At 62.9% G+C, this 24,577-nt stretch carries 19 protein-coding genes; 10 read left to right on the top strand and 9 right to left on the bottom strand.

Annotated features, from left to right (window positions below; all coding sequences use genetic code 11):
• Positions 1-46: 46 nt before the first annotated feature.
• Complete coding sequence (locus FA94_RS15730; protein ID WP_035552782.1) at positions 47-1,267, bottom strand: glycosyltransferase; 1,221 nt, start codon at positions 1,265-1,267, stop codon at positions 47-49.
• On the bottom strand, positions 1,264-2,802 hold the full coding sequence (locus FA94_RS15725) for an O-antigen ligase family protein (protein ID WP_035552781.1): 1,539 nt from the start codon (positions 2,800-2,802) through the stop codon (positions 1,264-1,266). Before FA94_RS15725 ends, FA94_RS15730 begins: the two co-directional genes overlap by 4 nt.
• A 349-nt stretch (positions 2,803-3,151) precedes the next feature.
• Between FA94_RS15725 and FA94_RS15720 the strand changes: the two genes are divergently transcribed.
• Complete coding sequence (locus FA94_RS15720; RefSeq protein WP_035552779.1) at positions 3,152-4,297, top strand: acyltransferase family protein; 1,146 nt, start codon at positions 3,152-3,154, stop codon at positions 4,295-4,297.
• Between the two features lie 161 nt (positions 4,298-4,458).
• On the opposite strand, the gene FA94_RS15715 is transcribed toward FA94_RS15720, so the two are convergent.
• The gene (locus tag FA94_RS15715; protein ID WP_035552778.1) at positions 4,459-5,649 is read right to left on the bottom strand and encodes a glycosyltransferase; all 1,191 of its coding nucleotides are present in this window, start codon (positions 5,647-5,649) and stop codon (positions 4,459-4,461) included.
• Between the two features lie 341 nt (positions 5,650-5,990).
• Between FA94_RS15715 and FA94_RS15710 the strand changes: the two genes are divergently transcribed.
• Both FA94_RS15710 and FA94_RS15705 read left to right on the top strand, forming a co-directional pair.
• Positions 5,991-7,244 carry an oligosaccharide flippase family protein gene (locus FA94_RS15710; protein ID WP_035552775.1) on the top strand — a complete coding sequence of 418 codons (1,254 nt, stop codon included), beginning with the start codon at positions 5,991-5,993 and terminating at the stop codon, positions 7,242-7,244.
• Positions 7,244-8,317, top strand: coding sequence for a glycosyltransferase (locus FA94_RS15705; protein WP_035552772.1), 1,074 nt, complete (start codon positions 7,244-7,246; stop codon positions 8,315-8,317). Before FA94_RS15710 ends, FA94_RS15705 begins: the two co-directional genes overlap by 1 nt.
• A 71-nt stretch (positions 8,318-8,388) precedes the next feature.
• Here the strand turns inward: FA94_RS15705 and FA94_RS15700 are convergent, their stop codons facing one another.
• The 5 genes from FA94_RS15700 to FA94_RS15680 form a co-directional block, all read right to left on the bottom strand.
• Positions 8,389-9,660: a hypothetical protein gene (locus FA94_RS15700; protein WP_156126640.1), complete on the bottom strand. Its 1,272-nt coding sequence runs from the start codon at positions 9,658-9,660 to the stop codon at positions 8,389-8,391.
• A 240-nt stretch (positions 9,661-9,900) separates the two neighbouring features.
• Positions 9,901-10,527, bottom strand: coding sequence for a hypothetical protein (locus FA94_RS15695; protein ID WP_035552768.1), 627 nt, complete (start codon positions 10,525-10,527; stop codon positions 9,901-9,903).
• 262 nt (positions 10,528-10,789) lie between these two features.
• The gene (locus FA94_RS15690) at positions 10,790-11,749 is read right to left on the bottom strand and encodes a SphA family protein (RefSeq protein ID WP_051980593.1); all 960 of its coding nucleotides are present in this window, start codon (positions 11,747-11,749) and stop codon (positions 10,790-10,792) included.
• Positions 11,750-11,776: 27 nt separating this feature from the next.
• Positions 11,777-13,189 (bottom strand): DUF1254 domain-containing protein, encoded by a 1,413-nt coding sequence (locus tag FA94_RS15685; RefSeq protein WP_035552765.1) that lies wholly within the window; start codon positions 13,187-13,189, stop codon positions 11,777-11,779.
• A 27-nt stretch (positions 13,190-13,216) separates the two neighbouring features.
• Positions 13,217-14,011 (bottom strand): hypothetical protein, encoded by a 795-nt coding sequence (locus tag FA94_RS15680; protein WP_035552763.1) that lies wholly within the window; start codon positions 14,009-14,011, stop codon positions 13,217-13,219.
• Between the two features lie 675 nt (positions 14,012-14,686).
• Here FA94_RS15680 and FA94_RS15675 point away from each other — a divergent pair.
• From FA94_RS15675 to FA94_RS15665, 3 genes are all read left to right on the top strand, one after another.
• Positions 14,687-15,808, top strand: coding sequence for a polyamine ABC transporter substrate-binding protein (locus tag FA94_RS15675; protein WP_035552761.1), 1,122 nt, complete (start codon positions 14,687-14,689; stop codon positions 15,806-15,808).
• Positions 15,809-16,037: 229 nt separating this feature from the next.
• A complete protein-coding gene (locus tag FA94_RS15670; protein ID WP_035552758.1) occupies positions 16,038-17,594 on the top strand; it encodes a DUF3138 family protein in 1,557 nt (518 codons plus the stop codon).
• Positions 17,595-17,688: 94 nt separating this feature from the next.
• Positions 17,689-19,206, top strand: coding sequence for an agmatine deiminase family protein (locus FA94_RS15665; protein ID WP_051980592.1), 1,518 nt, complete (start codon positions 17,689-17,691; stop codon positions 19,204-19,206).
• Positions 19,207-19,238: 32 nt separating this feature from the next.
• Here the strand turns inward: FA94_RS15665 and FA94_RS15660 are convergent, their stop codons facing one another.
• Complete coding sequence (locus FA94_RS15660; RefSeq protein WP_035552754.1) at positions 19,239-20,147, bottom strand: LysR family transcriptional regulator; 909 nt, start codon at positions 20,145-20,147, stop codon at positions 19,239-19,241.
• A gap of 102 nt (positions 20,148-20,249) precedes the next feature.
• On the opposite strand from FA94_RS15660, the gene FA94_RS15655 reads away from it, so the two are divergent.
• Genes FA94_RS15655 through FA94_RS15640 form a run of 4 tightly spaced genes read left to right on the top strand, consistent with a single transcriptional unit; the run spans position 20,250 to position 24,516 of the window.
• Positions 20,250-21,290 carry an agmatine deiminase family protein gene (locus tag FA94_RS15655; RefSeq protein WP_035552753.1) on the top strand — a complete coding sequence of 347 codons (1,041 nt, stop codon included), beginning with the start codon at positions 20,250-20,252 and terminating at the stop codon, positions 21,288-21,290.
• A gap of 30 nt (positions 21,291-21,320) precedes the next feature.
• Positions 21,321-22,235 (top strand): N-carbamoylputrescine amidase, encoded by a 915-nt coding sequence (gene aguB / locus FA94_RS15650; protein ID WP_035552751.1) that lies wholly within the window; start codon positions 21,321-21,323, stop codon positions 22,233-22,235.
• Positions 22,236-22,245: 10 nt separating this feature from the next.
• Positions 22,246-23,358, top strand: coding sequence for a polyamine ABC transporter substrate-binding protein (locus FA94_RS15645; protein ID WP_035552750.1), 1,113 nt, complete (start codon positions 22,246-22,248; stop codon positions 23,356-23,358).
• Between the two features lie 48 nt (positions 23,359-23,406).
• Complete coding sequence (locus FA94_RS15640) at positions 23,407-24,516, top strand: agmatine deiminase family protein (RefSeq protein WP_035552747.1); 1,110 nt, start codon at positions 23,407-23,409, stop codon at positions 24,514-24,516.
• The last annotated feature ends 61 nt before the right edge of the window (positions 24,517-24,577 follow it).

The raw sequence follows: 24,577 nt of genomic DNA, 5'->3' as shown, positions 1-24,577 counted from the left end.
AGTGAGCGCGCCTTACTTTTTTGGGGCCGTGTTTTTTAACGCGGGCCTAGCGGCTTTGCTGCGTCGCTTCGCACAGCGTGGCGAGCGGCGTCGGGTCGTCCCGCTCATCGACGGGCGCGCCCTTCGTTTCCAGCAGCGCCGTCAACGCGCTGACCATCGTCTCGATCCGGAAGCGCGCATTGAACGTGCGAGTCGCTTGCGCACGCATCTGTTCGCGCGCGGCGTCGTCGAGATCGAGCCAGCGCAGCAGATTCTTCTCGGTGCCGTCGACGGTGTCGGGCGCCACCAGGCCTGCGCCGTCCGCTTCGATTTCGCGCCACACGTTGACCTTGTCGGAGATCAGCGCGGGCAGTCCGCAACCCAGCGCTTCAGCCACCGCCACGCCAAAGTTTTCCTGATGCGAGGGCAGCGCGAACACGTCGCTCGCATGGAACGCACCCCACTTGAGATCGCCCTGCAACATGCCGGGCAAACTCAGCCGATGCGCGATGCCGGCCGCCTGGGCCTGTGCGCGCAGCGTCACGCCCCAACCGCTTTCGTCGGGACCGGCGATCACCAGATGCAGCGCCGGGTCGCGGCCCGCCACGCGTGCGAACGCGTCGATCAGCAGATCGCAGCCTTTTTTCGCATGCACACGGCCGAGAAACAGCACGATGCGTTTGCCGCGCAGACCGGGCACCGCTTGCAGGAAAGCTTCGCGCAGCGGTGCGGCGTCGAGCGGCGGCACGGTCGTGCCGAACGGCACGATCCGCTCATTCGCGCGATACAGCCAGAACGATTGACGCGCGCGCGTGCGTTCTTCTTCCGTCGTGAAGATGACGGTGTGTGCGTCGCGCAGCACGCGGTACTCGGCCCATGGCCAGTAGAGCCACTTCTTCATGTGCTTGAGCGGATAAGTCTCTTTGAACCACGGGTCGAGCATGCCGTGCACGTAGACGTAATACGGCACCTCGCTGTTGTGCAGCGCTTTCCATGCCGCGAAGCCGTGGTATTGCCACAGACCGTGCACGATCACCGCGTCGAAGCGTTTCGCGTTGGCGGCGAGCCACGGTGCGAGACGCGGGTTGTGGCCATAGCGGCTTTGCGTCGGACCGAAGGTGTGCACCGCGAACGGAAACGCGGCGAGGTAGGCGTCGCCGGGTGCATCGCAGGTGGCGACTTCGATGTCGTGACCGGCGTCCTGCATCGCGATACCGCTACGGCGGACGCCTTCGACGGGACCGCCCGCGCGGGGATCGACACTGGCAAGCAGATGGAGGATTTTCATCGGGCGATAGTCGGTCGGTTGGCGCCTGGCGTCGGCGAAGTGTGGGGCACGAGCGCGCCGAATGAAGGAGAAGCTCGGGTATCGCGGGTATCGCGTACGTCACGTCCATCACGTCCATCGCGTGAGTCGTTCGAGCCGCGCGACGCGCCGAGCGCGGCGGGCAGGTCGGCACGCCCCATGCCGGGCTGGATGCGACCCGGTAGATCGGGCATCACGCCCGGCCGCCAATTCGGCGGTCTGCGCGGACGTCTCACGCGCGCCGGCAACGCACGCTGCAAGCGCGAGTGCGTGGCGATCATCAGGCCGAGCGCGATGCCGAATACGAGGCCCGAAAAACGCGGCCCGAGCGGATTGCCGCCGATCGATGTGGCCGGCAACGCGGCGAACAGCATGATGGCGCGCCCGAGCACCGGCAGCATCGGCGCGTCGGGCACCACCGCGCGCCAGTAGCGATACGAGAAGAAGCAGATTGCCAGCGCCGCCAGCGTCGCCAACGGCATGCCGATGCCGAACAGCAGTCCGCCCGCGAAGAACTGGTAGACCCAGAAATTGTGGCCGGCGGCCCATTCGTGGATCGCGTAAAAATCTTCGTCGGAGATCTGTCCGGCGAGATCCGGCAGATAGGCCGGCGAGTAGCGGTAATAGTGGCCGTAGCCTTCGCCGAACAGCACGGTGGACGGCGATTCTGTCACCTGATCGTACTGGTCGCGCATTTCCGCGAGACGCGTGATGGTGGTCGGATCCTTGCCCGATTCCGTTTCCGCGGACGCGAAAATGCGCTGCGTCCAGTGTTCGGCGACGGTCGGGAAACTGACGACCGCGACGCCGGCTATCGCGGCCAGCACGACGCCGACCACGATGCTGCGGCCGAACGCGCGCCAGATGTGCTGAAGTGTCGGCGCGCTCAGCGCCACGGCGAGCAGGAACAGCAGCACCGTGCCGAGCAGCAGGCTGCGCGTCACGCTCAGCAATTCGACGACGACGGTGCCGGCGAACACGCTCACGTTGAACAGCGAGAAGCGCCGCGCCACGACGAACTCGTGCAGCAGCACGGCTTGCAAACCGAGCAACGTCACGGAGATGATGCGGTAGCGCACTTCCTCGAGATCGCCGCTGGTCGCCAGGCCGTAGACGAAGGTGAACACGGCGCTAATCAGATTGGCGACGAACAGCGCACGTTCGAACTGGGAGAGGCGCGATTCGCTCCACGGCCGGCATGCCACGAGGTAGCCGAGCAGGAACAGCACGAAGGGCAGCAGCGTGCGCAGATAGTTGCCGACGTCGTTATCCTGCACGAACTGGGCCACCACGCTGCCGAACACGCATAGCAGCATGCTGGCGGTGACGACCGAGCGCAGCCGCGAACGCTCGCGAAAGCGCGGCGCGACCAGCAACAGCGCGAGGCCGGCGGCGAACGCCGGGACCACGAACACGAACTGTGCGAGGTGGCCTACATTGGCGTCAGTGGCCTTGTAGTCCCAGGCAAGCGGAAGCAGAAAAATCCATATCCAGGGCGTTGCATACTGATGGCGCATTGCTGATCCCTCCCCCGTCGCCGTCGTTTCGCCGTCCGTCTGCAGCGGACGGTCACGTATCGGGCCATTGTGCGGGAATCTCCCAATACGTTAGTTACCTGGACCGCATTCGTCGTCGATTGCCTGGGTTCTGGCGACGGCGGCAAGTGCCTATCTATAGACCCCCGTTGGCGCTTTGGCGCTTACCTGGGTTCCATGCAAGTTCGCTACGGCAAGAGCCGTGCACATCGGTACAGGTTGTCGGCCAATGTCTTGAAGTTGGCGCGCACACACGGACGCAGCCACGGAAGATGCAAAAAGGGCCATGCCCTAGTGCGGGATCGCTTGCACCAGATGACAGGGGAAAAACATGAAATTTTTCGGCGGGGCGCGGCCCACGACACGGGGACGGGCGATCGAACTCGATTTCGTCCGCGGCATCGCGATCATCGCGGTGATGGGATTTCACTTTCACGCGGTCCAAACCGGTAATTACCTGATTCAGGTCATCGAATATCCGCTGAAAAATTTCGGCCGCGAGGGCGTGAATCTGTTCTTCACGCTGAGCGGTTTTCTGGTGGGCGGCCTGTTGCTTCGCCAATACGCTGAAACCGGCCACGTCGATGCGCGGCGCTTTATCGTGCGGCGGATTTTCCGCATCTGGCCCGCTTACTACGTGCTGATTGCTTTCCATGTGCTAGCCGGACGGCACCCGTGGAATACCTTCCTCGTTCAGAACCTGACCCACCTGCAGAACTATCTGGGCACCTCGATTACCCAGACCTGGAGTCTCGCGGTCGAAGAACACTTTTATCTCGTGCTGCCCGCGCTGCTGTTGCTGTTTGCGCGCTGGAAGCTCGGTGCATGGACGATTGTCGGCGTGCTGACCGGAATCTGCGCGGTGGTGCTGACCGCGCGCTGCTTCGCGGTGGCGGGTGGCGATCTGGATGGCGCGTTCGCCTACACGCAGTACCGGATCGACAGTTTGCTCGTCGGCGTGATTCTGTCGGCGATCTACTGGATGAAGCCCGCTGTCTATCATCAGCTCGCCAGGCGCAAAGGGCTGCTGATTCTCGGCGTCGTTATCCTGTGTGCGTGGCTGGTGCTCGCGACCAAAAATCTCGCGCTCGACGAAAGCATCGGCTATACGATTCAGGCGCTCGGTTTCGCCGCGCTGATCGTGCTGGTGCTCGAGTATTCCGGCTCGCTGCGCGAGTCGTGGATTTACCGCGGCGTGGCGTGGATCGGCCTCTATTCGTACGGGATTTACTTGTGGCATTCGCTGGCGCTCGCGCCGGGCGACATCCTGATTCGCAAGACCACGGCAATGGGATTTCCGCCGAGCCTGATCTGGGTGCTCGCGCTGACGGCGCAATTCGCGATTGCCATCTTTATCGGCTACGTGACCACGCGCGCGATCGAATACCCGTTCCTGCTGATGCGCAACGCGCTGTTCCCGGAAAAGCGCAGCAGTTCGGTGCGCGAGGAAGTGCCCGCGGGTGGGCAGTTATCTTGAGTGAGAGGGTTGCGTTGTGGCCGATTGCCGGTAGTGGCGGTCGGCTGTTAGCTAGCTAGTTAGATTGACGGGCTGAATGTGACGAGGCGTCCATCGTAATGATGGACGCCTCGTTTTTTGCGGAGGAGGTGTCGCGGAGTTGGGCGGCGTGACGCTGAAACTCAAGCCATCTGCTGCAGCAAGGTCTGCTTGAATTGCCCGAGCGTGTGCCGCGATAGCAGGTCTTCGCGAGCGGCCGGCTCGGCTTCGCGCGGATGCGGCCACGACGTCATGGTTTCCGTAATCGCGCGGCCAATCGACGCGGAACTCAAATCGCTCAGAATCGGCCCCAACTCGCAGCGCCGGCTGAACCAGCCAATCAACCCGTCTTCCGTCGCGATTACCGGCTTGCCGAACCGGTACGCCTGCACCAGCACGCCGCTCATGCCGTAGTGTCCCTTGTAGCCGAGCCACACCGCGTCGCAGGCGGAGAACAGATCACGTTCGATGTCGTTAGAAATGAACTCGTCGAGCACCAGCGGCGCGGGCGTCAGACTGCGCACGTGATTGCGCATGAAGTGGCGGGTCACGTCGTCCTGTTCGCCGGCGACGATCAGCGTCGGTGCGTGTTCCAGCCGCGTCAGCGCGTGCACCAGTTCGTAGATGCCTTTGCGTTCGGTGATCGCGCCGTACACGAGCAGATAGCGCTGGTCGGGATCGAGGCCGAGACGCGCACGCGCGAGCACCGGATTTTCCGCGTGCTCGTCGGGAAACGGATCGGCGACATAGGCGACTTTCGCGCTGCTCTTCGACGAATGGTGCGCGGCCCATTCGGGCAACGTGGGGTCGATGGTCAGCAGCGTACGCAGTCCGCCGGTGCGAATCGCGCGCTTGAACAACTGCGCCTTGATCGCGTTGACGACCGGCCGATCGGGCGCCTTGATGCCGACCTTGTGGTGGTGGAACGTCGCCCGCATCGTGATGCCGATCCATGGCGTCTTGCCGAACGGCGAGCCGAGAAACGGCAACGAATAGAAAAAGTAATCGACGTAGGGCACCACCACGAGGCGGATGTTCTGCATGCGGCTGAGGATCGAATGCACGCGCTTGAAGTAGCGGTGAAAGCGCCAGTACGGATTCGGATCCGGCAAACGGCCGCGCTGCGGCTCTTCGGGATCGACGAACGCGATCTGCTGGTCCGGGCGGTTGGCGGCGGTGATCTGACGCGCGAGCCGGTGATCTTCGTTCGCGCATTCGGTCACCAGAATGCATGGGTAACCGGCTTCCGCGCAGGCCTGCATGGTCCACTCGACATAGCGCCAGCGATGGCCGGTCAGATTGGGTTCCACTATCAGGACGTAGTCTTGTTCCATCGCGTCGGTAACCTGTGCGTGGTAGGAGAAAAAAGTACCTGAGCGCCGGCTGTTGCGAGGCGCTAGCGGAGCAACGTTAGCATCGCCCGCGTAAGGGTAATGGCTAATTTGACCCGCTTTGTGTGCCAACGTACCAGGGTCTGTTGGCTTAGGCTGACCACGCCTAGCTGATGGCGGTTGTCGCCGATTCTCTCGCGGTAAGGTCGAGACTGGAGTTCGAGGAAAACCCCGCCAGCTTGCTGGTGCAACCCAATGAATTGTGCGCCGGCGGCGTTCGCAGCGATACTTTTATCGCTGCCTGGCGCCCATCTGGCCGCACCAGGTTTTGACGGAGAGACAGCTTGCGGGCGATCAGGCTTCCGGCAGTGTCGATAGCGGGCAGTTTCGGCGCGAGTGCGGCAACGTGGGTGTTGCTGCAACAGTTCGCCGTGCGTGGCCTCGTGGCGATCAAATTCCTCGCGATCGGCCGCATGCTCGGGCCGGCGGCGATCGGCAGCGTGAGCGTGGCCTTGCTCGCGGTGGCGATTGCCGAAGCGCTGTCCGACACCGGGCTCGCGCAGGCCGTCATTCAGGGCGAGCATGCGCCCACGCGTCCGCAACTCGGCGCGGTCTGGACGACGCTGACCGCGCGCGGCGTCCTCATTTCTTTACTGCTGGTCGCGCTTGCGCCGCTGCTGAGCAGTCAATTCCATCTGAACGGTTCGCTCGTGCTGATACAACTGGCCGCGTTGTTGCCGTTGTTGCGCGGGCTGGCTTCACCGACCTACTACGTGGTGCAGCGCGAGCGGCGCTTTCAGCACATTGCCGGCGTCGAAGTGGCGGCGTCGTTCGTCGATTGCTCGGTTGGGCTCGCGCTCGCGTATTTCGGCGCGGGTGCGGCTTCGGTGCTGATCGGGCTCGTGGCGGGCGAAAGCTTGAAGAGCACGCTGACCTGGGCCACCATGAAACCGCGTCCGCCGATTCGCGCGGTGTGGTCGGGCATCGGTCACTATGTCGGGTTCAGCCGCTGGATCTGGGCGAGCAGCGTGATCAATCTGTTGCTCAATCAGTTCGATAAGGTGGTGGTCGGCAAACTGCTCGGGCCCGCGCAACTGGGCAGCTATCAGATGTCGTCGCGGCTCGCGCAGATGCTGCTCGCCGATGCGGCGATCGCCATGTCGCAATACCTGTTTCCCACGTTCGCGGCGCACCACAGGCGCAATCCGCAGTCGGCGTCGCGCGTCATCAAGATCTATCTGCTGGCGATCGCGGTGGGACTGACCGCGTTCGTCGTGGTGCTCAGGATGATCGCCGAGCCGTTGTTCTCGCTGATTCTCGGCGCGGCCTGGCTGCCCGCGGTGCCGCTGTTCCGGATCCTCGTGATCAACATGGCGATCGGTGCGCTGATCGCCGTGCTCGTTGCGTATCTGCGCGCGGTGGGCGATGCGAAGGCGACCGTGCATGCGTCGGCGATTCAGGTCGTCGTGCTGCTGGTGAGTGCGCCGCCCGCGGTGCATTGGTGGGGCGTGACGGGCATTGCCTGGTCGATGACGCTCGGCCTCGGCTGCGCTGCGGCGTGGATGCTATTCAGGACGCTGACTGCAAGGACGTCGTGATGCGAGTTTTCCATCTGGTGCTTGCGCCACGATTATCGGGCGCGGAAGTCCTGGCGAAGGACCTCGCGCTCGACCAGTCCGCCGAAGGGATGGCGGTGTGCGTGGCGTCGCTGCTGCCCGCGCATGCCGATTTCGCTTCGTTGCGCGAGGAACTGCAGAGCCACGACGTGCAGTGCTGGTTCCCGCGGCATCGGCACGGTTTGCCCGTCAAGCTGTGGCAGTTGTTCCGCGCGGTGCAGCGCTTCCGTCCCGATGTGATCTTCGCGCACGCAACCATTCCGTCGTTTTACGCGCGCGCGTTGCCGCTGCGTGTGCCGGTCGTGTACGTCATGCATTCGGCGGGCAACGACTTCGAGCGGCCGCTGTTCCGGCGCGTCGAACATCTCCTGAAGGGTCGCGCGCGGGTGGTGATCGGCGTGTCGCAGCAAGGCGTGACCGATTACGTGAAGGCCATCGGCCCGCATCCGTCGATGACGGTGGTGCCCAACGGCGTGGACCTGGCGCGTTTTTCGTTTACGGATAGCGTGGCGCGCAGCGATTGCGCGCCGCAAGTCGTGCAGATTGGCCGCTACACCGCGTTGAAAAATCAGCTCCTCACGGTGCGCGCGTTCAGCGAAGTGCTCAAGCAGGTGGACGACGCGCGTCTCGTGCTTTACGGCGTGATCGAAGACCCCGAGTATCAGGCCGAGGTGATCGCGCTGGCCGACCAGCTCGGCATCGGCGAACGTGTGGTGGTCGCCGGGCCGCGTACCGACGTGGCGCGTGTGCTGTCGGAGTCGAACGTGTTCGTGATGCCGTCGCAGTCCGAGGCGCATAGCGTGGCGTTCCTCGAAGCGTTGGCCTCCGGCGTGCCGATCGTGGCGAACCGGATTCCGGCCTTCGCGTTCGCGAACGGCTTTCCGAACGTGCAACTGGTCGATACCGAAGATATGCGGTGCTATGTCGAGGCCGTGGTCGCCGCGTTGGGACAGGCGCGGGCGCAACGCTCGCTCACCGGTCTGACGCTCAGGGATACGGCGGCTCGCTACCGCGCAATCGCCAATCAGGTGAAGCTCGCGGTGCCGACGCGGTAGGGCGTGGCGCGCTGGCGCGTTGGTCTATATGGCGTGGCTTCGCGGCGAGGGTCTTGCGATGCCGGGCTCAATCAATGGTGATTGTCCAACTGTGGATCCGGCACGGGATCGGGTATGGACGGCGCAGGCAGGGTGAACGCCGGCTCGGCTTCGCGCGCGGCGAGCATCACGAGACGCTGCGCTTCCTTGCTGCTCGAGTCGATTTGCAGCGCACTGCCCGCGCTATGGCGCACGCAGGTCCAGCGCGCGATCGTGCCGCAACTTCGCGCGAGGCTCAGCAGGGCGTCGCGTTGCTGTTCGCGCGTGTTGAGCGTGGAGCGCATGTTGAGGGCGTCACGGTTATCCGGCTGCACGGCGATCGCTGCGGCGAGTCGCGCGCGGGTCGCCGACAGATTGTTTTGCTGGAGATCGAAGCGTGCGGCTTTGATATGCCGCGAGACGTCCGTGCGCGATTTATCCGGCGAGTTGCTGCCGGAGTTGCCGGCGTTGCTTGCTGTGCGCAGGGTGTCCGGCGCGGCGGCCGCGACGCGGCGCGGTGCGGGCAACGGTGGATTCGCGGGCGGGAGCGGCGGCAAGCGTACGGGTGCGGCGCGCTGCGAGGCGATGACCGTGGGGCGTGGGGTGGTCGTGGCCGTGGCCGGCGTGCGTTGAGTGGCGGCGAGTGTCGGTCGCTGTTCGTTGGCTGCCGCGGAGCGTTGGGTGTTGGCGGCGAGGGTGCGTTGGGCGGTGACGACCGCAGGGCGCTGCGTCGTCTCGGTCGTAGGCCGCTGACTGGTGACAGCCGGGCTACGTTGGGAAGCGACGATCGCAGGGCGCTGCGTGGTCTCGGTGGCGGTGGCGTTTGCGGCGTGCTGCGCGGCGACCTGCGGACCATGTTGAGAAGCGACGACGGTAGGGCGCTGTGTCGTCGCGGTTGTGGTCGCAGTCGCGGTTGTGCTTGCGGTTGACGACGGGCGCTGAGCGGTGACAACGGGCGCATGCTGGGCCGCCATCGTCGTGGACCGCTGCGCTGCCGCGGCTGCCGATCGATTCGTCGAAGGCGCTGCGGGATGCTGAACCACCGCAATCGGCGGCACGACATTCTGCGTCTTCACCTTGCCCGAGACTTCGATGGGCGGTCCGACGCCCGAGTCGTTGCTGTGGATGAAACCCAGGTACACCGCGGACGCCACCACCAGCACCGAACCGCTGATCACCAGCGACTGCCGTAATCGCTGATGCGGTGGCGCGTCGACCACGGGTTCCTCTACCACGTCGTAGGGATTGACCAGCGCGCGCGACGAAGGCCGCCAGATTCTGCGCGCGGGCAGTCGCGCGTCGATCGTCGAGGGGGGGGGCTCCAACGGAATCTTCAAAGACGGAGGCGGCGCCGGATGCGCGTCGAGTGTCTCGACCGGATGCGCATGGCACGAAGGACAGCGCGTAAAACGGCCGCTTAGCGGCTCACCGCAGTGGCCGCATCGGGGATAATCATGCTGATCGGAAGTAATGTCGCTAAGCATTGCCGTTTCGCAAAAGGGCGTCGAATACAGGACGCCACAATCAAGGAAAACAAGGCTCCGCAGCGAGGCGTGCAAGCCGGGTTACTGTGTTACCACGTAACCCCGCGCCTGCATGCATGCACCATACGCGGCCCAATACTGTGTCATCGGCGGCTCGGGCGCCGGCAGCGGCGGCAGCTTCACGCCCGAGGCCGCAGCGACCTCCGTTGCGCTTGCCGCGGCGGTTTCCGAGGCGCCATTGTCCGCACTCGTCGCCGATGCGGAATTGGCGGCCATCGCCGTCGCATTCGAAGCGGGCGTGGCCGCCGTCGCGTTGGCTGAACTAGCTGGATTAGTTGCGTTGCTTGCCTTGGCCCCTGACGCGCCCGCTGCGGCGGTGGCAACCGGTGCGCTGGCGCCGGGCGCGCTCGCGTCGGCCGGCATGCCGATGCCGGGCGGCGTGGCCGAGAAGCTGCTGGGCGGCAACGGCGGCCGCGAAGGCACACCGGTCGATGAGGTCTTGGTAACAGCAGGGTGGCGCGGCGGAATCTGCGATTCGTGCGCTATGTTGACTTTGGTTTGCCGGTTCGCCGCCGCATAGCAGGTCGCGGTGTCGATGCTGCGCTGATAAGGGCTCTGACTGCGAATGGGATAGGCCAGCGGCTGCCATCCGAAAGCAGCACTGCTAAACACTACCAGCGTCAATAGAATATAAGTTTTGATTTTCATCGCAGTCGCTCCCGCAGCGATGTTTCGCCCTTCACAGGCAATCGCGCTTCGCGGTATGTTCTGATAGCTGCTGATTCTGCCGCTGAACGGCGGCTCACTGCCGCGAAGGCTGCTTTCCTGAGCGTAGCACCTCGGGCTATCGACACCATGCGCCGTATAGCGCGCGAATACGCCATCCTGCAGTCTAATCAAGACAGATTGGCGAACGCGTGTTGCAAACGGCGCGAAATCCCAGGGACACTCCCTAGGCCACGCGTGTCCGTTACTGGAAGGTCGCGCTGATCGATAACTGCACCGCGTTGCCCTTGGGCCGGTTCTCCACTTCGAATTCATTGACCCAGCGCAGCGACGCGGACACCGGTGTTTTGCTGACCTTGCCGGACCACGACACCATCGGGCCGATACCCACCGAATGACCTCGCGAGCCGCCGGTGAATTCGGCGAGACCGCCCGTGTCGTTGCCCAATTGCTGAATGTAGCCGCCGATCACGCCGAGACCCCAGCCACCTGTAAAGCGTTTCACGGCCATCAGGTCGAGGACGCTGAGCGGCGCGTTGTGATAATGCGTGTCGCTATTCGCGGTATAGAACTCGATGCCGTAGTTCACCGACAACTCGATGTTCTGCGCGGGAATCAGCTTCGTGTAGGCCAGCGTCGGAATGAAGGTCCAGGTGTTCTGCCCGGCATTGGCGAGCCGGTTCGGGTTATAGGCGCCGGTCGGCGCGTACATCTGCACGCTGAGCGCGATGTGATCGGTCTTGCTCAGGTGGTAGCCCGCAACCACTGGCGTGAAGAAGATATCGCTGAACTGCGTCGCGGTGTCGTTCGGCAAGCGTCCGTGAAACGACGACACGTCGGTGTACTGAACCGGCACGCCGAACGACGACGCGAAATTCCAGCCGCCCGCGGTAATGCCCCAGGTCCGGATCGCGTTGATCAGGTTGTACGAGATGTCATAGTTGATCCCGGCCGTCACGGTGCCGGCAATCGGAATGCTTTTGCTCGCGCCGAGCGAACCTTCGTAATAGATCGAGGTGATGGACACGATCCAGTCGGCGGTGGGCGGCACCACGCCGGCATACGGCGTGACCTGCATCCCCGTGATCGGACGGCCTATGCCGCCTTCCGTCGCCATCGATGCCTGCGCCGCGCCCAGCGCGCACATCGCGAGGGCGAGACGGGTGGTGTGGCCTTGCCAATACCGGACGCTGTGCGCTTTCATTCGAGCCCCTCTCTGGTTCAGGCGCCGCTATTGTTTCCGCGGGACCGGGAATGTCCATTTGCCGTTGAACACCGCCGCCTCCGGACCATAGATTCGCGCGATCACGTCATACGCGCCCTCCGGTGCGGGCAACCAGTTCGACTCCCTGGCCGGCCCGGGCGACGTATGTTGAAGATAGATATCGAGCGAACCGTCGTCGCCGTATTTGAGGCCGCGAGTCCGGTCGCCGATCGAATACCGGTGAATCGGATTCGCGACCAGGTGGCGCGCGGGCAAGTCGTACATGGTCATCGACCAGAAGAATGTGGCCGGCGGCAAATCCTGCTTGTCGAAATGAATCACATAAGGCTGCGAGCCGAGCAATTGCTGATGGTCGGCATTCAGACGGGTGCCGACATACACCGCTTCTTCTTTCGTATTGCCGTAGATGCCCATCGCGGCCGCCACGGCGCGCGTCGTGTAGTTGCTGCCGAGATCCTGCCGCGTGCCGAACAGATCGAACGAACTCGTAGTCTGTTTTTCCGCGTTCGCGAGCGCGGCTTTGCCGTCGGCGACACCGGCTTCGAGCGCGGCGCGTTGATCCGGTTGCAGGGCGGACGCATCGAACGGTTTGCCCGGCGCGATGCCGATGGTCGCGAACCGCTGCATCAAATCGGCTTCGGCGGGGTTGGTCGGTTGCGTGAATTGCATCAGAAAATTCAGGTAGGCGATGAAGTCGATCGAGGTCGCCTTCGCCTCGTCCCACTTCGGAAACGACAGCTTCGGCGCTGGCGGAGGCGGCGCGCTGTGCTCGAACGCGGAGAGCGGCGTCAGCTTGTAGCCCTTCTGGATCGCCTGCAGATTCTTCACGTCCGCGGGTCCGAGCAGCGCGGTGCGACCCAGCGTGACGATGAAATCCGTCTCGGAGCGAAATACCTTGTCGATACCTTTGGGCGTTTCGCCATGCCAGTTCGGTCCCGCGAACAGGTAGTGGCCCGCGCCGTCGCCGGTGGTGCGCGAACCGACGTACGCGAAGTTATAGGTGAACAGATCGATCCACTGGAACACGTAATAGCGCTTGTCGGGGATCGCCGGCACCGTCAGCACCCAGGGCTCGCGCCGCAGATCGAGCCACGCCCAGGAATACGGCGTGTCGTTGTTCGGCGTGACGATGTCCTTTTTCTCCGGGCCATAAGGCTGCGAATAATTGCGAAACCGGCCAAAGCCGCCGACGTAGGATTTCGCGGCGGGATCCACGGCCTGCTCGTACAGCGTCTTGTAGTTGTAGAGCATCGGATACGCGTAGAGGAACGCGTCTTTGGCGATGCCACGCGCGTCGGCGGCAGACGCCGTGAACGCGGCGGGCGGCGCGGCGCCGTTCGTCTGTGTGTAGCCCGGCGACGCCCAGGACGCGGCGAGTGCCGCGAACACGCTCACTACCAGTAAAGGACGAAACGTCATTTTTTCGCGCCTCGCGAGTTGTCGTATCTACTTGCCGAAGGTCAGATTGAGGCCGGCGAATATCTGCCAGCGTGGCACGCCCGCTCCTGAGTGCGCCACCGAATATTGCGGCTCGATAAATGCGTTGTAGATCGTCGTGCCGCTTTTCCATGCTTTGCCCGCACCGAGGCCCACGGGGATGTAATAGCTGCCGTGCTGCAGATCGAACGTCCAGATGCCGGTGGAGCGGATATACCAGCCGCCTGGCAAGTTGAAAATGCCGAAGGGCTCGGCGGTGAGGGACTGTACGGTGGGCCGGCTGCTCTGGCCCGCGAACGAGTGCTGCCATTGAATCAGCGCGCCGATCAACCTGGCCTTGCTCGCGTTCACCACGACGGCCGCGAGGCCGGCTTGCCACTTGCCGGTGCCGAGGCTGGGGTCGGTCGCAGTGGGCAACGTCACGAGCGGCCCCACGCCGATCTGCGTTCCGCTCTGACTCAGCAGAAATATGTCGAACAGATTGATATCGCCGAGGCCCGTGTTGTAGCCGCCGGTTGGATCGGGACGCGTACTGATCGGTGCGGTCAGGCGAAAAATCTGCGGGACGGGAACGATGCCGTTGGGGCCCAGCGGCACTGTGGGACGTAGCAGAAAGTCGTTGGTGTGCGCATTCGCGCCGTGCACGCTGGGCGCGTAATAATCTTGAATGTTGAACGACGCCGCGAGATTGAGCGGGTTATTACTCTTGTTGGCGTCGTCGGCCTCGCTTTGAGCGAGCGCACTCGATGCAATGGAAAAACCTAGCAGAACGGCCGCGCTGTTGCGAATCGACAGTCTCACCATCACCTCGGGTCGGGGTGCGTGCTTCAGTTAATTCGAATACATCGGAAAGAGACTGGCTAAGCCGGCGGCAAGCCCGATTGAAGGGAATCGATCTGGTGAGCGGCAACGCGAAATACCCGGTCGACAACGGTCATGTTTAACCCTCTCAGTCACTTCGACGCCGGCAGGCAGGGCGTCGGATTTGATGGGGTAATAACCACGTTACGAATTGTTTCTGAAAGGTTAGCAAACCTATAGGGTTTGACAAAGACGCATTTTGTAACAGCCTATAGAGTGCGGCGAAGCACGCCGGAACGCGCTGCAACGCGATCAGAATCGATGCGTCACGCCGAGTACCGCATAGGCATTTTTGCGCGCGACCCCTACCTTTCGCCCTGAAAGGCATGAGCGGAATTGATCGAATCAAACAAAAAACATCAATTCTCATCAGCTTTTGTTCGACCCACAATGGCTCACCCATCGACAGGCAGCAACCGGCCCTGGTCGCGGTGAGGTTGCTTGAGCAACAGTCGCCATGTCGATTCGCCTGGCGATTCAGATAAATCATTTAGTTAGTAATGGAAAACAAGTAGTCAGCCAGTTTGCGGGCGCGGATGATTCACGCCCGCCGTGTCCGGCTGTGTCCGATCGCCTCACACACCCTCAATCCTCACGCTTACTTCAAGGAAAATAACCATGCGTGTTCGTCATTTCCGTCATCAGGCCGCGAGTGCCGCTCTCGTCGCGATTACCGGGCTGCTGCTGTTTTGCCCGGCATCCGCACGCGCGGCCGACACCGAACTCAACGTCTACAACTGGTCGGATTACATCGCGAAGGACACGATCCCGAACTTCGAAAAGCAGTCCGGCATTCACGTGCGCTACGACAACTACGACAGCGACGACACGCTGCAAGCGAAGCTTCTGGCAGGAAGTTCGGGTTTCGATGTGGTCGTGCCGTCGTCGAACTATATGGCGAGGCAGATTCAGGCGGGCATGCTGCAGAAGCTCGACAAGGCGCAAATGCCGAACCTGAAGAATCTCGATCCGGTGCTGATGAAAATGATCGCGGATGCCGATCCGGGTGCGCAATACGGCGTGCCCTGGGCGTACGGCACCGACGGTATCGGCTACAACGTGCAGGAAGTGAAGAAGGCGCTCGGCGACAACGCGCCGGTGGACAGTTGGGCGCTGGTATTCGATCCGGCGAACGTGTCGAAATTGAAGAACTGCGGCGTTTCGTTCCTCGATCAGGCCGCCGACGCGTTCGCGACCGCGCTGCAGTATCTCCACAAGGATCCGAACAGTTCGAACCCCGGCGACTATCAGGCGGCCTTCGATCTGCTGAAGAAAGTACGGCCGTACATCACACAGTTCAACTCGTCGGGCTATATCAACGACCTCGCCAATAACGATGTTTGCGTGGCGATCGGTTGGTCGGGCGACGTGGGCATTGCGCGGCGGCGCGCGGCCGAGGCGAAACGCTCGTACGAGATCCGCTTCTCGAATGTTAAGGAAGGCGGCTTGCTGTGGTTCGACGTGATGGTGATCCCGAAGGACGCGCCGCATCCCGAAGCGGCTATGAAGTGGATCAACTATATCGAAGACCCGAAGGTCAACGCCGCAATCACCAACGAGGTGTTCTATCCGACCGCGAACCGCGCCGCGCGGCCGTTCGTCAGCCCGGTTGTATCGCAGGACCTGAGCGTTTATCCGGGCGACGAGGTGCTGAGCAAGATGACGCTGATGAAGCCGTTGCCGATCGATATCGTCCGCCTGGAAAACCGTCTTTGGGCGCAGTTGAAGGCGGGCCGCTGAGCATCGCGCCGCATGAAACCCTCGTCGCGCTAACCCATCTCTCGCGCTGCTAACGCGCGCGAGAGAGCCGGAGCGCGACCTTTCCCTGATCGCAGCAGTACCGATTGTGAGCCGCTTTGTGAGCCGCCTCGCAGGAGAGCGCTCGCGTCTGCGTTCCGTGAAAGGCAGCGCTCGCGACGGCCAACGTCTCAACCAATTCATCGCACTACAACAAACGAGGAGACTTTGCGTGAGAAAGAAACTGATTGGTCTGCTGGTGGCGGGCTGTCTGCCCGGCATCGCGCTGGCGGACACCACGGCGGACCAGATCCGGGCATTGCAGGCACGCCTCGACGCGCTGCAAAAAGAGGTGAAGCGGTTGCAGACGCAACCACCGGCCACGCCGGTGGCCACTGCCGTGATGCCCACGCCGGCAGCCGCACCGGTCGACGTCTCGTCGTCCGCGTACGGTCAGGCGCAGGCGACGCTCACCAACGGCGACGTTACGTCGATGAAGCAGCAACTCGCCGTTCAGCAACTGAAAGTGAATTCGCTCGAAGATGCCGCGAACACTGGTCCGATTGCCGGTCTCTCCATCACGGGTTATATCGATCCGACCTACGTGTACAACCGCGCGCAAGGCAGTTCGTCGTTCCTGTTCGCGAACCACGAAAGCACCGGCGGCTACTTCAACAGTACGTTCGGCGACGTGTACCTCGATATCAAGAAGACCTTCGGCGTCGGACCGATGGCGCCGTCGGCGGAAATCACGCTGATGCCGAATCGCGGCAACGGCATCACGTTGCTGCAAAACGAGCATGGCCAGATCGGCAACGACATTCTGAACACGGCGGTGGTCAGCGTGCCGCTGTCGGGCACGACGACGTTCGTCGCCGGCCTGATGTCGAGCTTCGGCGGCTATGAAGTGCAGCAGTCGAACCAGATGCTCACGCTGACCCACAACCTGCTGTACGACTTCTCCGATCCGGGCAGCTATATCGGCCTCGGCGCGAACTACGCGAAGGGCAACTGGGCGTGGAAGTTCCTGCTTGGCAACGAACAGTACCGGACCAACGGCGCCATCACGCAGACCGGCGTCAATGCGCTGGGCGACCCGATCACGATCAGCAACAAGGTGCCGACCTTCACGGCGCGCGCGGACTATACGTGGTCGAGCGCGCTCGATATCGGCGCGTCGTTCAACATCGGCCGGCAGACCTTGCCGAGCGCGATCAATCCAACGACCGGCGCGGTTAGTTATGGCGTGAGCGGTCAGACGCCCAGTGGTTTCGGCACGTTCTTTTTCTCCGAAGCCGACTTGACGTATCTGCTTGCCGACGTGCAATACAACGTCGAACTCGACTATGGCCAGCAACAGAACGCCGCCTTCAACGGCGGTCAGGCGCAGTGGTACGGCGTGTCGCTACTCGCGCATCGCAAGTTCAGTGTGCCGGGCCTCGGGCGGATGGGCGCGACGCTGCGCTACGACTTCCTCGCCGACAGCAAGAACGGCGGCGGTGGCGGCGGGGTCGCGCTGAATGGGCAAGGGCGCGATCCGTACAACGGCTTCGGCGTCAGCGCGGACTGTATGGCCAACGCGCAGGCGAACGGCGGTTTGGGCCTGCAGTGCAAGGGCTCGAATCGCCAGGACGTCGCGCTCGATCTGCTGTTCTTCCCGACCGCGCAGATCACGGTGAAAGTCGAGTATCGGCACGACTGGGCCAACAACAAGGTGTTCCTGCGCAACGACGGTTCGTACAGCAGTTCCAACGACCTGCTCGCCACGCAGTTTATCTACTCGTTCTAGCGCGGTATGACGCAGCGTCATGCCGTGTTTCGTGGGCATGACGCTGTGAAAGACCGAATCAGTTGGCTCATAGCTCATAACTCATGGAGATGCGATGAAAGACAAAAGCACCCAACCGTCGTGCGTGGCGCCCGTTCACTCGCCATTGACCCGCCGCGGCTTTATCAAGGGATCGGCCACGCTGCTCGGCGTGTCGTTGATGGGCACGCTGGCGGCGTGCGGCGGCGCGGATTCGCCGTCCAGTCCTGCCGCGGCTCGTTCGTCCGCGCGCTTATCGGCCAACGAGTTGCCGAACCAGTCGGCGTATCTACTGCCCGCCGAAAACGCATCGCACACGGCGACCTATATGGCGTTCGCCTCGGGTTCGGAAGGCATCTGGACGCCCGTCACGTCGCAAAGCACGGACGCCGGTATCGACCGGGTGCGGGCCGATCTGATGGACGTGGCGAAAGCGATCGGCACGTATGAGCCGGTCAACATGCTGGTGCTGCCGGTCGACCTGAGTGTCGCGCAAAGTTTGCTGGCGACGGCGAGCGGCGCGAATCCCGACATCCACGCCAACTACGTGGCACGCGGCACGGGCGTGGGCGGCGTCAATCTGATCGCGCTCGCCAATGGCTTCGACGATCTGTGGACGCGCGACACCGGTTGTCTCTTCGTCAAGGACACGGCGAACGGCAACGCGTTGTGCGCGGTGAGCTTCAACTTCAGCGGCTGGGGCAACGCGAACACGGACGGCTTGAACCTCAACGCGGGCATGACGGTGCCGGCTTCGGTCGCGGCGAGCAGCAACAAGTCGAAGGCGGGCAAATTCTTCCAGCCGTTCGCGAAGGATCACTCGCTGGCGGGCTGGATGGCGAATGCGAACAACGCGACGCTGGTTCAAAGCACGTTGACGCTCGAAGGCGGCGCGATCGAATTCGATGGCGAAGCCACGGCGATCCTCACGGAATCTGCGGTGCTGCACGTCAATCGCAACCCGCAACTGTTCTCGATTCCGAATGGCGTGATTGCCCACGCGACGCTTCTGCCAACCGCCAAAGACACCGTGCTGGCCGAACTGCAACGCACGCTGGGTGTGCAGAAAATCATCTGGATTCCCGGGCTGGCGATCTTTCCGCGCGGTTGCGGAGCCGGTGGAAAAGGCGGCGCCGCGACGCCGGCCAAGGAAACCGATATCACGAACGGGCACGTCGACTTCTACGCGAAGTTTCTCGCGCCCGGCGTGGTTGCCTATTGCTACGACGCGTCGAATTCCATGGGCGAGCGGGCGCTGACCGAAGCCAACTGGCAGCATCTGAACAATCAAACGGATGCGAGCGGAAGAACGTTGCAACTGATCGAACTGACCACGCCCGCGAACTATGGCACTTCCAACGGCGTGACCTTGAACGACAGTCAGTTGACGAACTTCGCGGCCGGCTACGTCAATTTCTACACCTGCAACGGCGCGATCATCATGCCGAAATTCAACGACGCCAACGCGGACGCCGCTGCACTGGCAGCGATCCAGCCCTACGCCGGCTGGCGCGACATCGTTCAGGTGGACATTCTGGGGATTGCGTCGGGCGGCGGCGGGATTCACTGCACGACGAGGGAACTGCCCGCGTGACGTGACAAGGCCGGCCGCGGTACCGAGACGCGTTAGACCTCGAGCCCGCGGCCGGGATCGGCCTGCTTGCCCTGTGCGAGCAGCCAGTCATACATCTGCTCGACGAAGGATGAACGCGACGGCCCGGCCACGCGCGACAGCCACCATGTCATGCCCGGCAAACGCGGGTAATCGGCGAGCACGGTCAACGCGCCCTGATCGATGCTGCCTTGCGCGACCAGCCTCGACAGGCAGGCAATGCCGCGCCCACGCAATACGGCATCCAGCACCAGACGCTGATCGTCGTAGATCGCGTTCATGCGAAACGCCGACAACTGCCCGCGAAAAATCGGCCCAGTGCTCTCGCTGGTGAGGTTTTCTTCGAGGCAAATCAGGCCCGTCTGCAGATGATGCTTGGCACGCGGCACGCGTGCCAGTTTCGCCGCCAGTTCGGTGGCGCACACGGTCACCCATTCGTCTTGCAGGAAAGGCACTTCGAGCAGGCCGGCCTGCTGCATGGGCCGCGCGCCGATCGTCAGATCGACATCGATCTCATCGACGTAACGCGCGCTTTCGTCCGTGGAGAGCAGCGGGCACAGATCGGGCAGCACCTGCTGCAACTGATCGAGGCGCGGCTGCAGCCAGCCGTGCAGCACCGGCGCGGGACATACCAGCACGACCAGCCCAGGGTCCAGATACGTGGCGATGCGGCCGAGCCCGCTGCGCAGCGTTTCCATTGAACGTTGCACGCTTCGCTGCAGCACCTCGCCCGCCACCGTCAATTCCACACCACGGCCGATCCGGCGAAACAGCGGCTGCCCCAACTGTTCTTCCAGTTGCTGGATCTGATGGCTGATCGCCGATTGCGACAGATGCAGTTCGTCGGCCGCGCGCGAGAAATTGCCCAGCCGCGCGGCGGCTTCAAAGCCCATCAGCAACTTCAGGGACGGAACACGTTGCATGGAGATATGAGAAAAGTTGATTGATACGGGCAAGAAAGATCATTTTTCATCAAGTGTAACCCGTATCACAATGGCTCACCACACAACGACGGAGATAGCAGGATGAGTCGCTTTGACGCTCGCCGAGACGGCTACCGGATGCCCGCTGAATGGGAAACGATGCACACCACCTGGTTGGGCTGGCCGATTCTGGACGGCCGCGAAGACTTGTGGGGCACTCACTACCTGAAGGTTTGCCGGGAGTTCGCGCTAGTCGCGCAGACGATTGCTCGCTATCAGCGTTGCGTGGTGACCGCCCTTCACAGCGAGGCGAATGCCGCGCGCGAGTTGCTCGGCAGCACGGTCGAAGTGCTCGCCGTCGCGGCGGAAGACAACTGGCTGCGCGATTGCGGGCCGATCTTTCTGGTCGGCGAGCGCGGCCAACTAGGTGCCGCCGCGTTCCGCTTCAATTGCTGGGGCGAGAAATACCAGCCGTACGACGGTTGCCAGCAGGTGGCGCAAGACATCGCGCGTGCGGCCGGTGCGCAGATTTTCAACTCGCACATGGTGCTGGAAGGCGGCGCTTTTTACGTGGACGGGCAGGGCACGCTAGTCACCACGGAAAGCTGTCTGCTGCATCCGAACCGCAATCCGCACATGAGCCGCGCTGAAATCGAGGCCGAACTCAAGCGCATGCTGGGCGTGGAGAAAATCATCTGGTTGCCGGGCAATCCGGATGAAGTGGAAACCAATGGGCACGTGGACGGCATTGCGTCGTTCATCGCGCCGGGCAAGATGCTGTGCCAATCGGCGAGCCCAGTGCAGGGCGATTACTTCCAGGTGATGCGCGAGAATCGCCGCGCGCTGGAACTCGCCACCGACGCCGCCGGCCGCCGCTTCGAACTGATCGATCTGCCGTCGCCGATTGTCAGCGAACGCTATGGCTCCGAACGCTACTGCGATTGCTACGCGAACTACATTCTGGTCAACGGCGCGGTGATCTCGACCGCGTTCGGCGTGGAGCAGGATCAAGCCGCGCGCGAAGTCTTCGCGCAGGCGTTTCCCGAGCGGCGCGTGGAGTTGCTGCCGATTCCCACCTTGTCGATCGGCGGCGGCAGCATTCATTGCTCGACGCAGCAGCAACCTGCCGTTACCGTTGTTTGATCCAGACCGAAACCGATTGAAGGAACTCATATGGCGTCGCGAAACATCACCGTAGCGTCGGTGCAAATGGCATCGGGCAGTTGGACCTTTGAAGACAACATGGCCACCGCGGAACGTTTGATCCGCGCGGCCGCCGCGCAGGGCGCGAATCTGGTGCTGTGCCCCGAGCTTTTCATGATGCCGTACTTCTGTCTGGATCAGAACGTGAAGCATCTGGAGCTGGCCGAGCCGTTCGAAGGCAATCCGCGCATTGCGCGCTTCGCGAGACTCGCGGGCGAGTTGGGCATCGTGCTGCCGATCGGTTTCTTCGAGCGGGCCGGCAATGCCGCCTACAACTCGGTCGCCGTCGCCGATGCCGACGGCTCGGTGCTCGGCGTGTATCGCAAGACGCACATTCCGGACGGCCCAGGCTATACCGAGAAGTTCTATTTCACGCCGGGCGACACCGGCTTCAAGGTGTGGGACACGCGCTTCGGCAAGATCGGCATTGGGATCTGCTGGGACCAGTGGTATCCGGAAACCGCGCGCAGTCTCGCGCTGATGGGTGCGGAAGTGCTGTGCTTTCCGACCATCATCGGTTCCGAGCCGTTCAGCGGCGATTTCGATTCGGCGGCTCACTGGCAGCGCACCATGCAAGGCCATGCGGCGGCCAACATGGTGCCGGTGGTGGCGGCCAACCGGATTGGCCGCGAGGTCGGTTTCGGCAACGGCAATCCGCAACAGCAGGGACTGGCCGGCGTGTTTTACGGCTCGAGTTTTATCGCGGATCACACGGGCGCGAAACTGGCCGAAGCCAATCGCACGGACGAAACGATTCTTCTGCACACGTTCGATCTCGACGCGATTCGGGCGGACAGACAGTCGTGGGGCTTCTTCCGCGATCGTCGCCCGGAGATGTATCGCACGCTGCTGACGAGCGACGGCGCATCGTCCTGCTATCGCTAAGGAACCGTTGATGAAACAGCATTGGCTTCCGGCCTTCGCCGGTCTCGGACTCTCTCTCTGTTTGCTGGCGACGCCAGCACACGCCGAGGAGGAGAAAGTACTGAACCTGTACAACTGGAGCGATTATTTCGCCCCCGACACCTTGTCCGAATTCCAGAAGGAAACCGGCATCAAGGTTCGTTACGACGCGTACGACAGCGACGAAACCTTGCAGTCCAAGTTGCTGACCGGCGACAGCGGCTACGACCTGGTCTGGCCGACTAACGACTTCATGGCGAAGCAGATTCAGGCCGGCGCGTTTCGCAAGCTCGACAAAAGCAAGCTGCCGAACCTGAAGTATCTCGACCCCGCGTTGTTGAAACTGATGGCGCAGTCGGACCCCGGCAATCAGTACGGCGTGCCGTATATGTGGGGGACGGTAGGCGTGGGTTACGACCGCGCCAAGGTCAGCGCGATTCTCGGCAAGGACATGCCGGCCGACAGCATGGACCTGGTGTTCAATCCGGCGATCGCGTCGCGAATCGCCGCGCATTGCGGCATCGGCCTGCAGGATTCCGCGAGCACGGTGCTGCCGCTGGCGCTGCGCTACGTGGGCCGCGATCCGGTGAACCCGACCGCGCAAGACTATGCCGTCGCGCAGACCATGCTGCTGAAAGTGCGCCCGTCGATCCGTCTGTTCGTCGATTCGGCGAATGCCAACGAGTTGATCGACGGCGAGCTGTGCGTGATGGTGGGTTACTCCGGCGCGATCAACCTGGCCGCGCAGAAGGCGCGCGAGTTGGACCGCAAGCGCGACATCGTCTACGACATTCCGAGCGTGGGCAGTTTGATGTGGTTCGACGGCATGGTGATGCCGAAGACCGCGAAGCATCCGGAGAACGCGCAGGCGTTTATCAACTACATCTTGCGGCCCGACGTCGTGGCGAAGATTTCCAATGCGACGCGCTACGCGAATGCGAACCTCGGCGCGCTGAAATTGATGGACCCTACACTGGTTAATAATCCGGGCATCTATCCGAGTGAGCAGAAGAAGCAGACGTTGTTTACGCCGGTGGTCGAATCCCCTGCCACCGCGCGCCTGGAAGGCAGAATCTGGCTGGGCCTGAAAGCCAGCAAGCCCTGACGTTCGGGCGGCGCATCAAGTTTTACCGATTTGCATGAGGTGTATCACATGACGACAAGACGTCATTTTCTGAAGCGGGGGCTGTTGGCCTCGAGCGGCGCGCTGATTACCGGCGCGCTGGGTAGCGGCTTCAGCCAGCTCGCGTTCGCGCAGAGCGATGGCTGGCATATGCCAGACGAAGGCGGCCCGCATGCCGCGACCTGGATGGCGTTCGGTCCCAGCGAGGACATCTGGGGCGGCAAACTGCTGCCCGTGGTGAGAGAGAACCTGGCGGGCATCGCCAAAGCCATCGCGGCGCACGAGCCGGTAAAAATGCTGGTGCGCGAGGAAGACCACGAGATCGCCGCGCGCCTGTGCGGCGCGTCGGTCGAACTCGTGCCGCAAGGCATCGACGATTTGTGGATGCGCGATACCGGTCCGGTGTTCGTCAAAAGCGCAACGGGGCAGCTCGGCGCGGTGGGCTTCAACTTCAACGGTTGGGGCAATAAGCAGGAACACGAGCAGGACGCGGAAGTCGCGGCGTTCGTCGCGCACCGCACCGGCGCGAAGTTTGTCGAGACGCGCCTGGTGCTGGAGGGCGGCGGTATCGAAGTGGACGGCGAGGGCACGGCCATCATCACCGAGAGCTGCGTGCTCAACGCCAACCGCAATCCGGGCGTCAGCAAGGCGCAGTGCGAGGCGGAGTTGTCGCGTCTGCTTGGGGTGAAGAAAATCATCTGGCTGCCGGGCATCGCCGGCAAGGATATTACCGACGGCCACACCGACTTCTACGCGCGCTTTACGAGCCCCGGCGTCGTGGTGGCCGGGCTCGATCCGGATCCGTCCTCGTACGACCATGCGGTGACGAAACGCAATCTGGAGATCCTGCGCAAGTCCACCGACGCGAAGGGCCGCGCCTTGAAAGTGGTGGTGCTGCCGGGACCGTCCACCGTGCGTCGCAAGTATGAGAACGATCAGTTCGCGGCCGGGTACATCAACTTCTACGTGTGCAATCACGCGGTGATCGCACCGCAGTTCGGCGACGGTAAAGCAGACCGCAATACGCGCGATATTCTCGTCGATCTGTTTCCCGGACGGGACGTGATTCAACTCGATATCGACGGCGTGGCGGCCGGCGGCGGGGGCATTCACTGCACCACGCAGCAGCAACCCGGCTGATTGGATTCGCGAGCCGCCGCGCAAGCGCGGCGCGTTCGCGATCGTCTTCGTGGTCGAATTC

The sequence above is a fragment of the Burkholderia sp. 9120 genome (assembly GCF_000745015.1).
Taxonomy (GTDB): Bacteria; Pseudomonadota; Gammaproteobacteria; order Burkholderiales; family Burkholderiaceae; genus Paraburkholderia.
The sequence above is the reverse complement of the archived record's forward strand: the minus strand, read 5'-3'. Positions and strand labels throughout refer to the sequence as shown.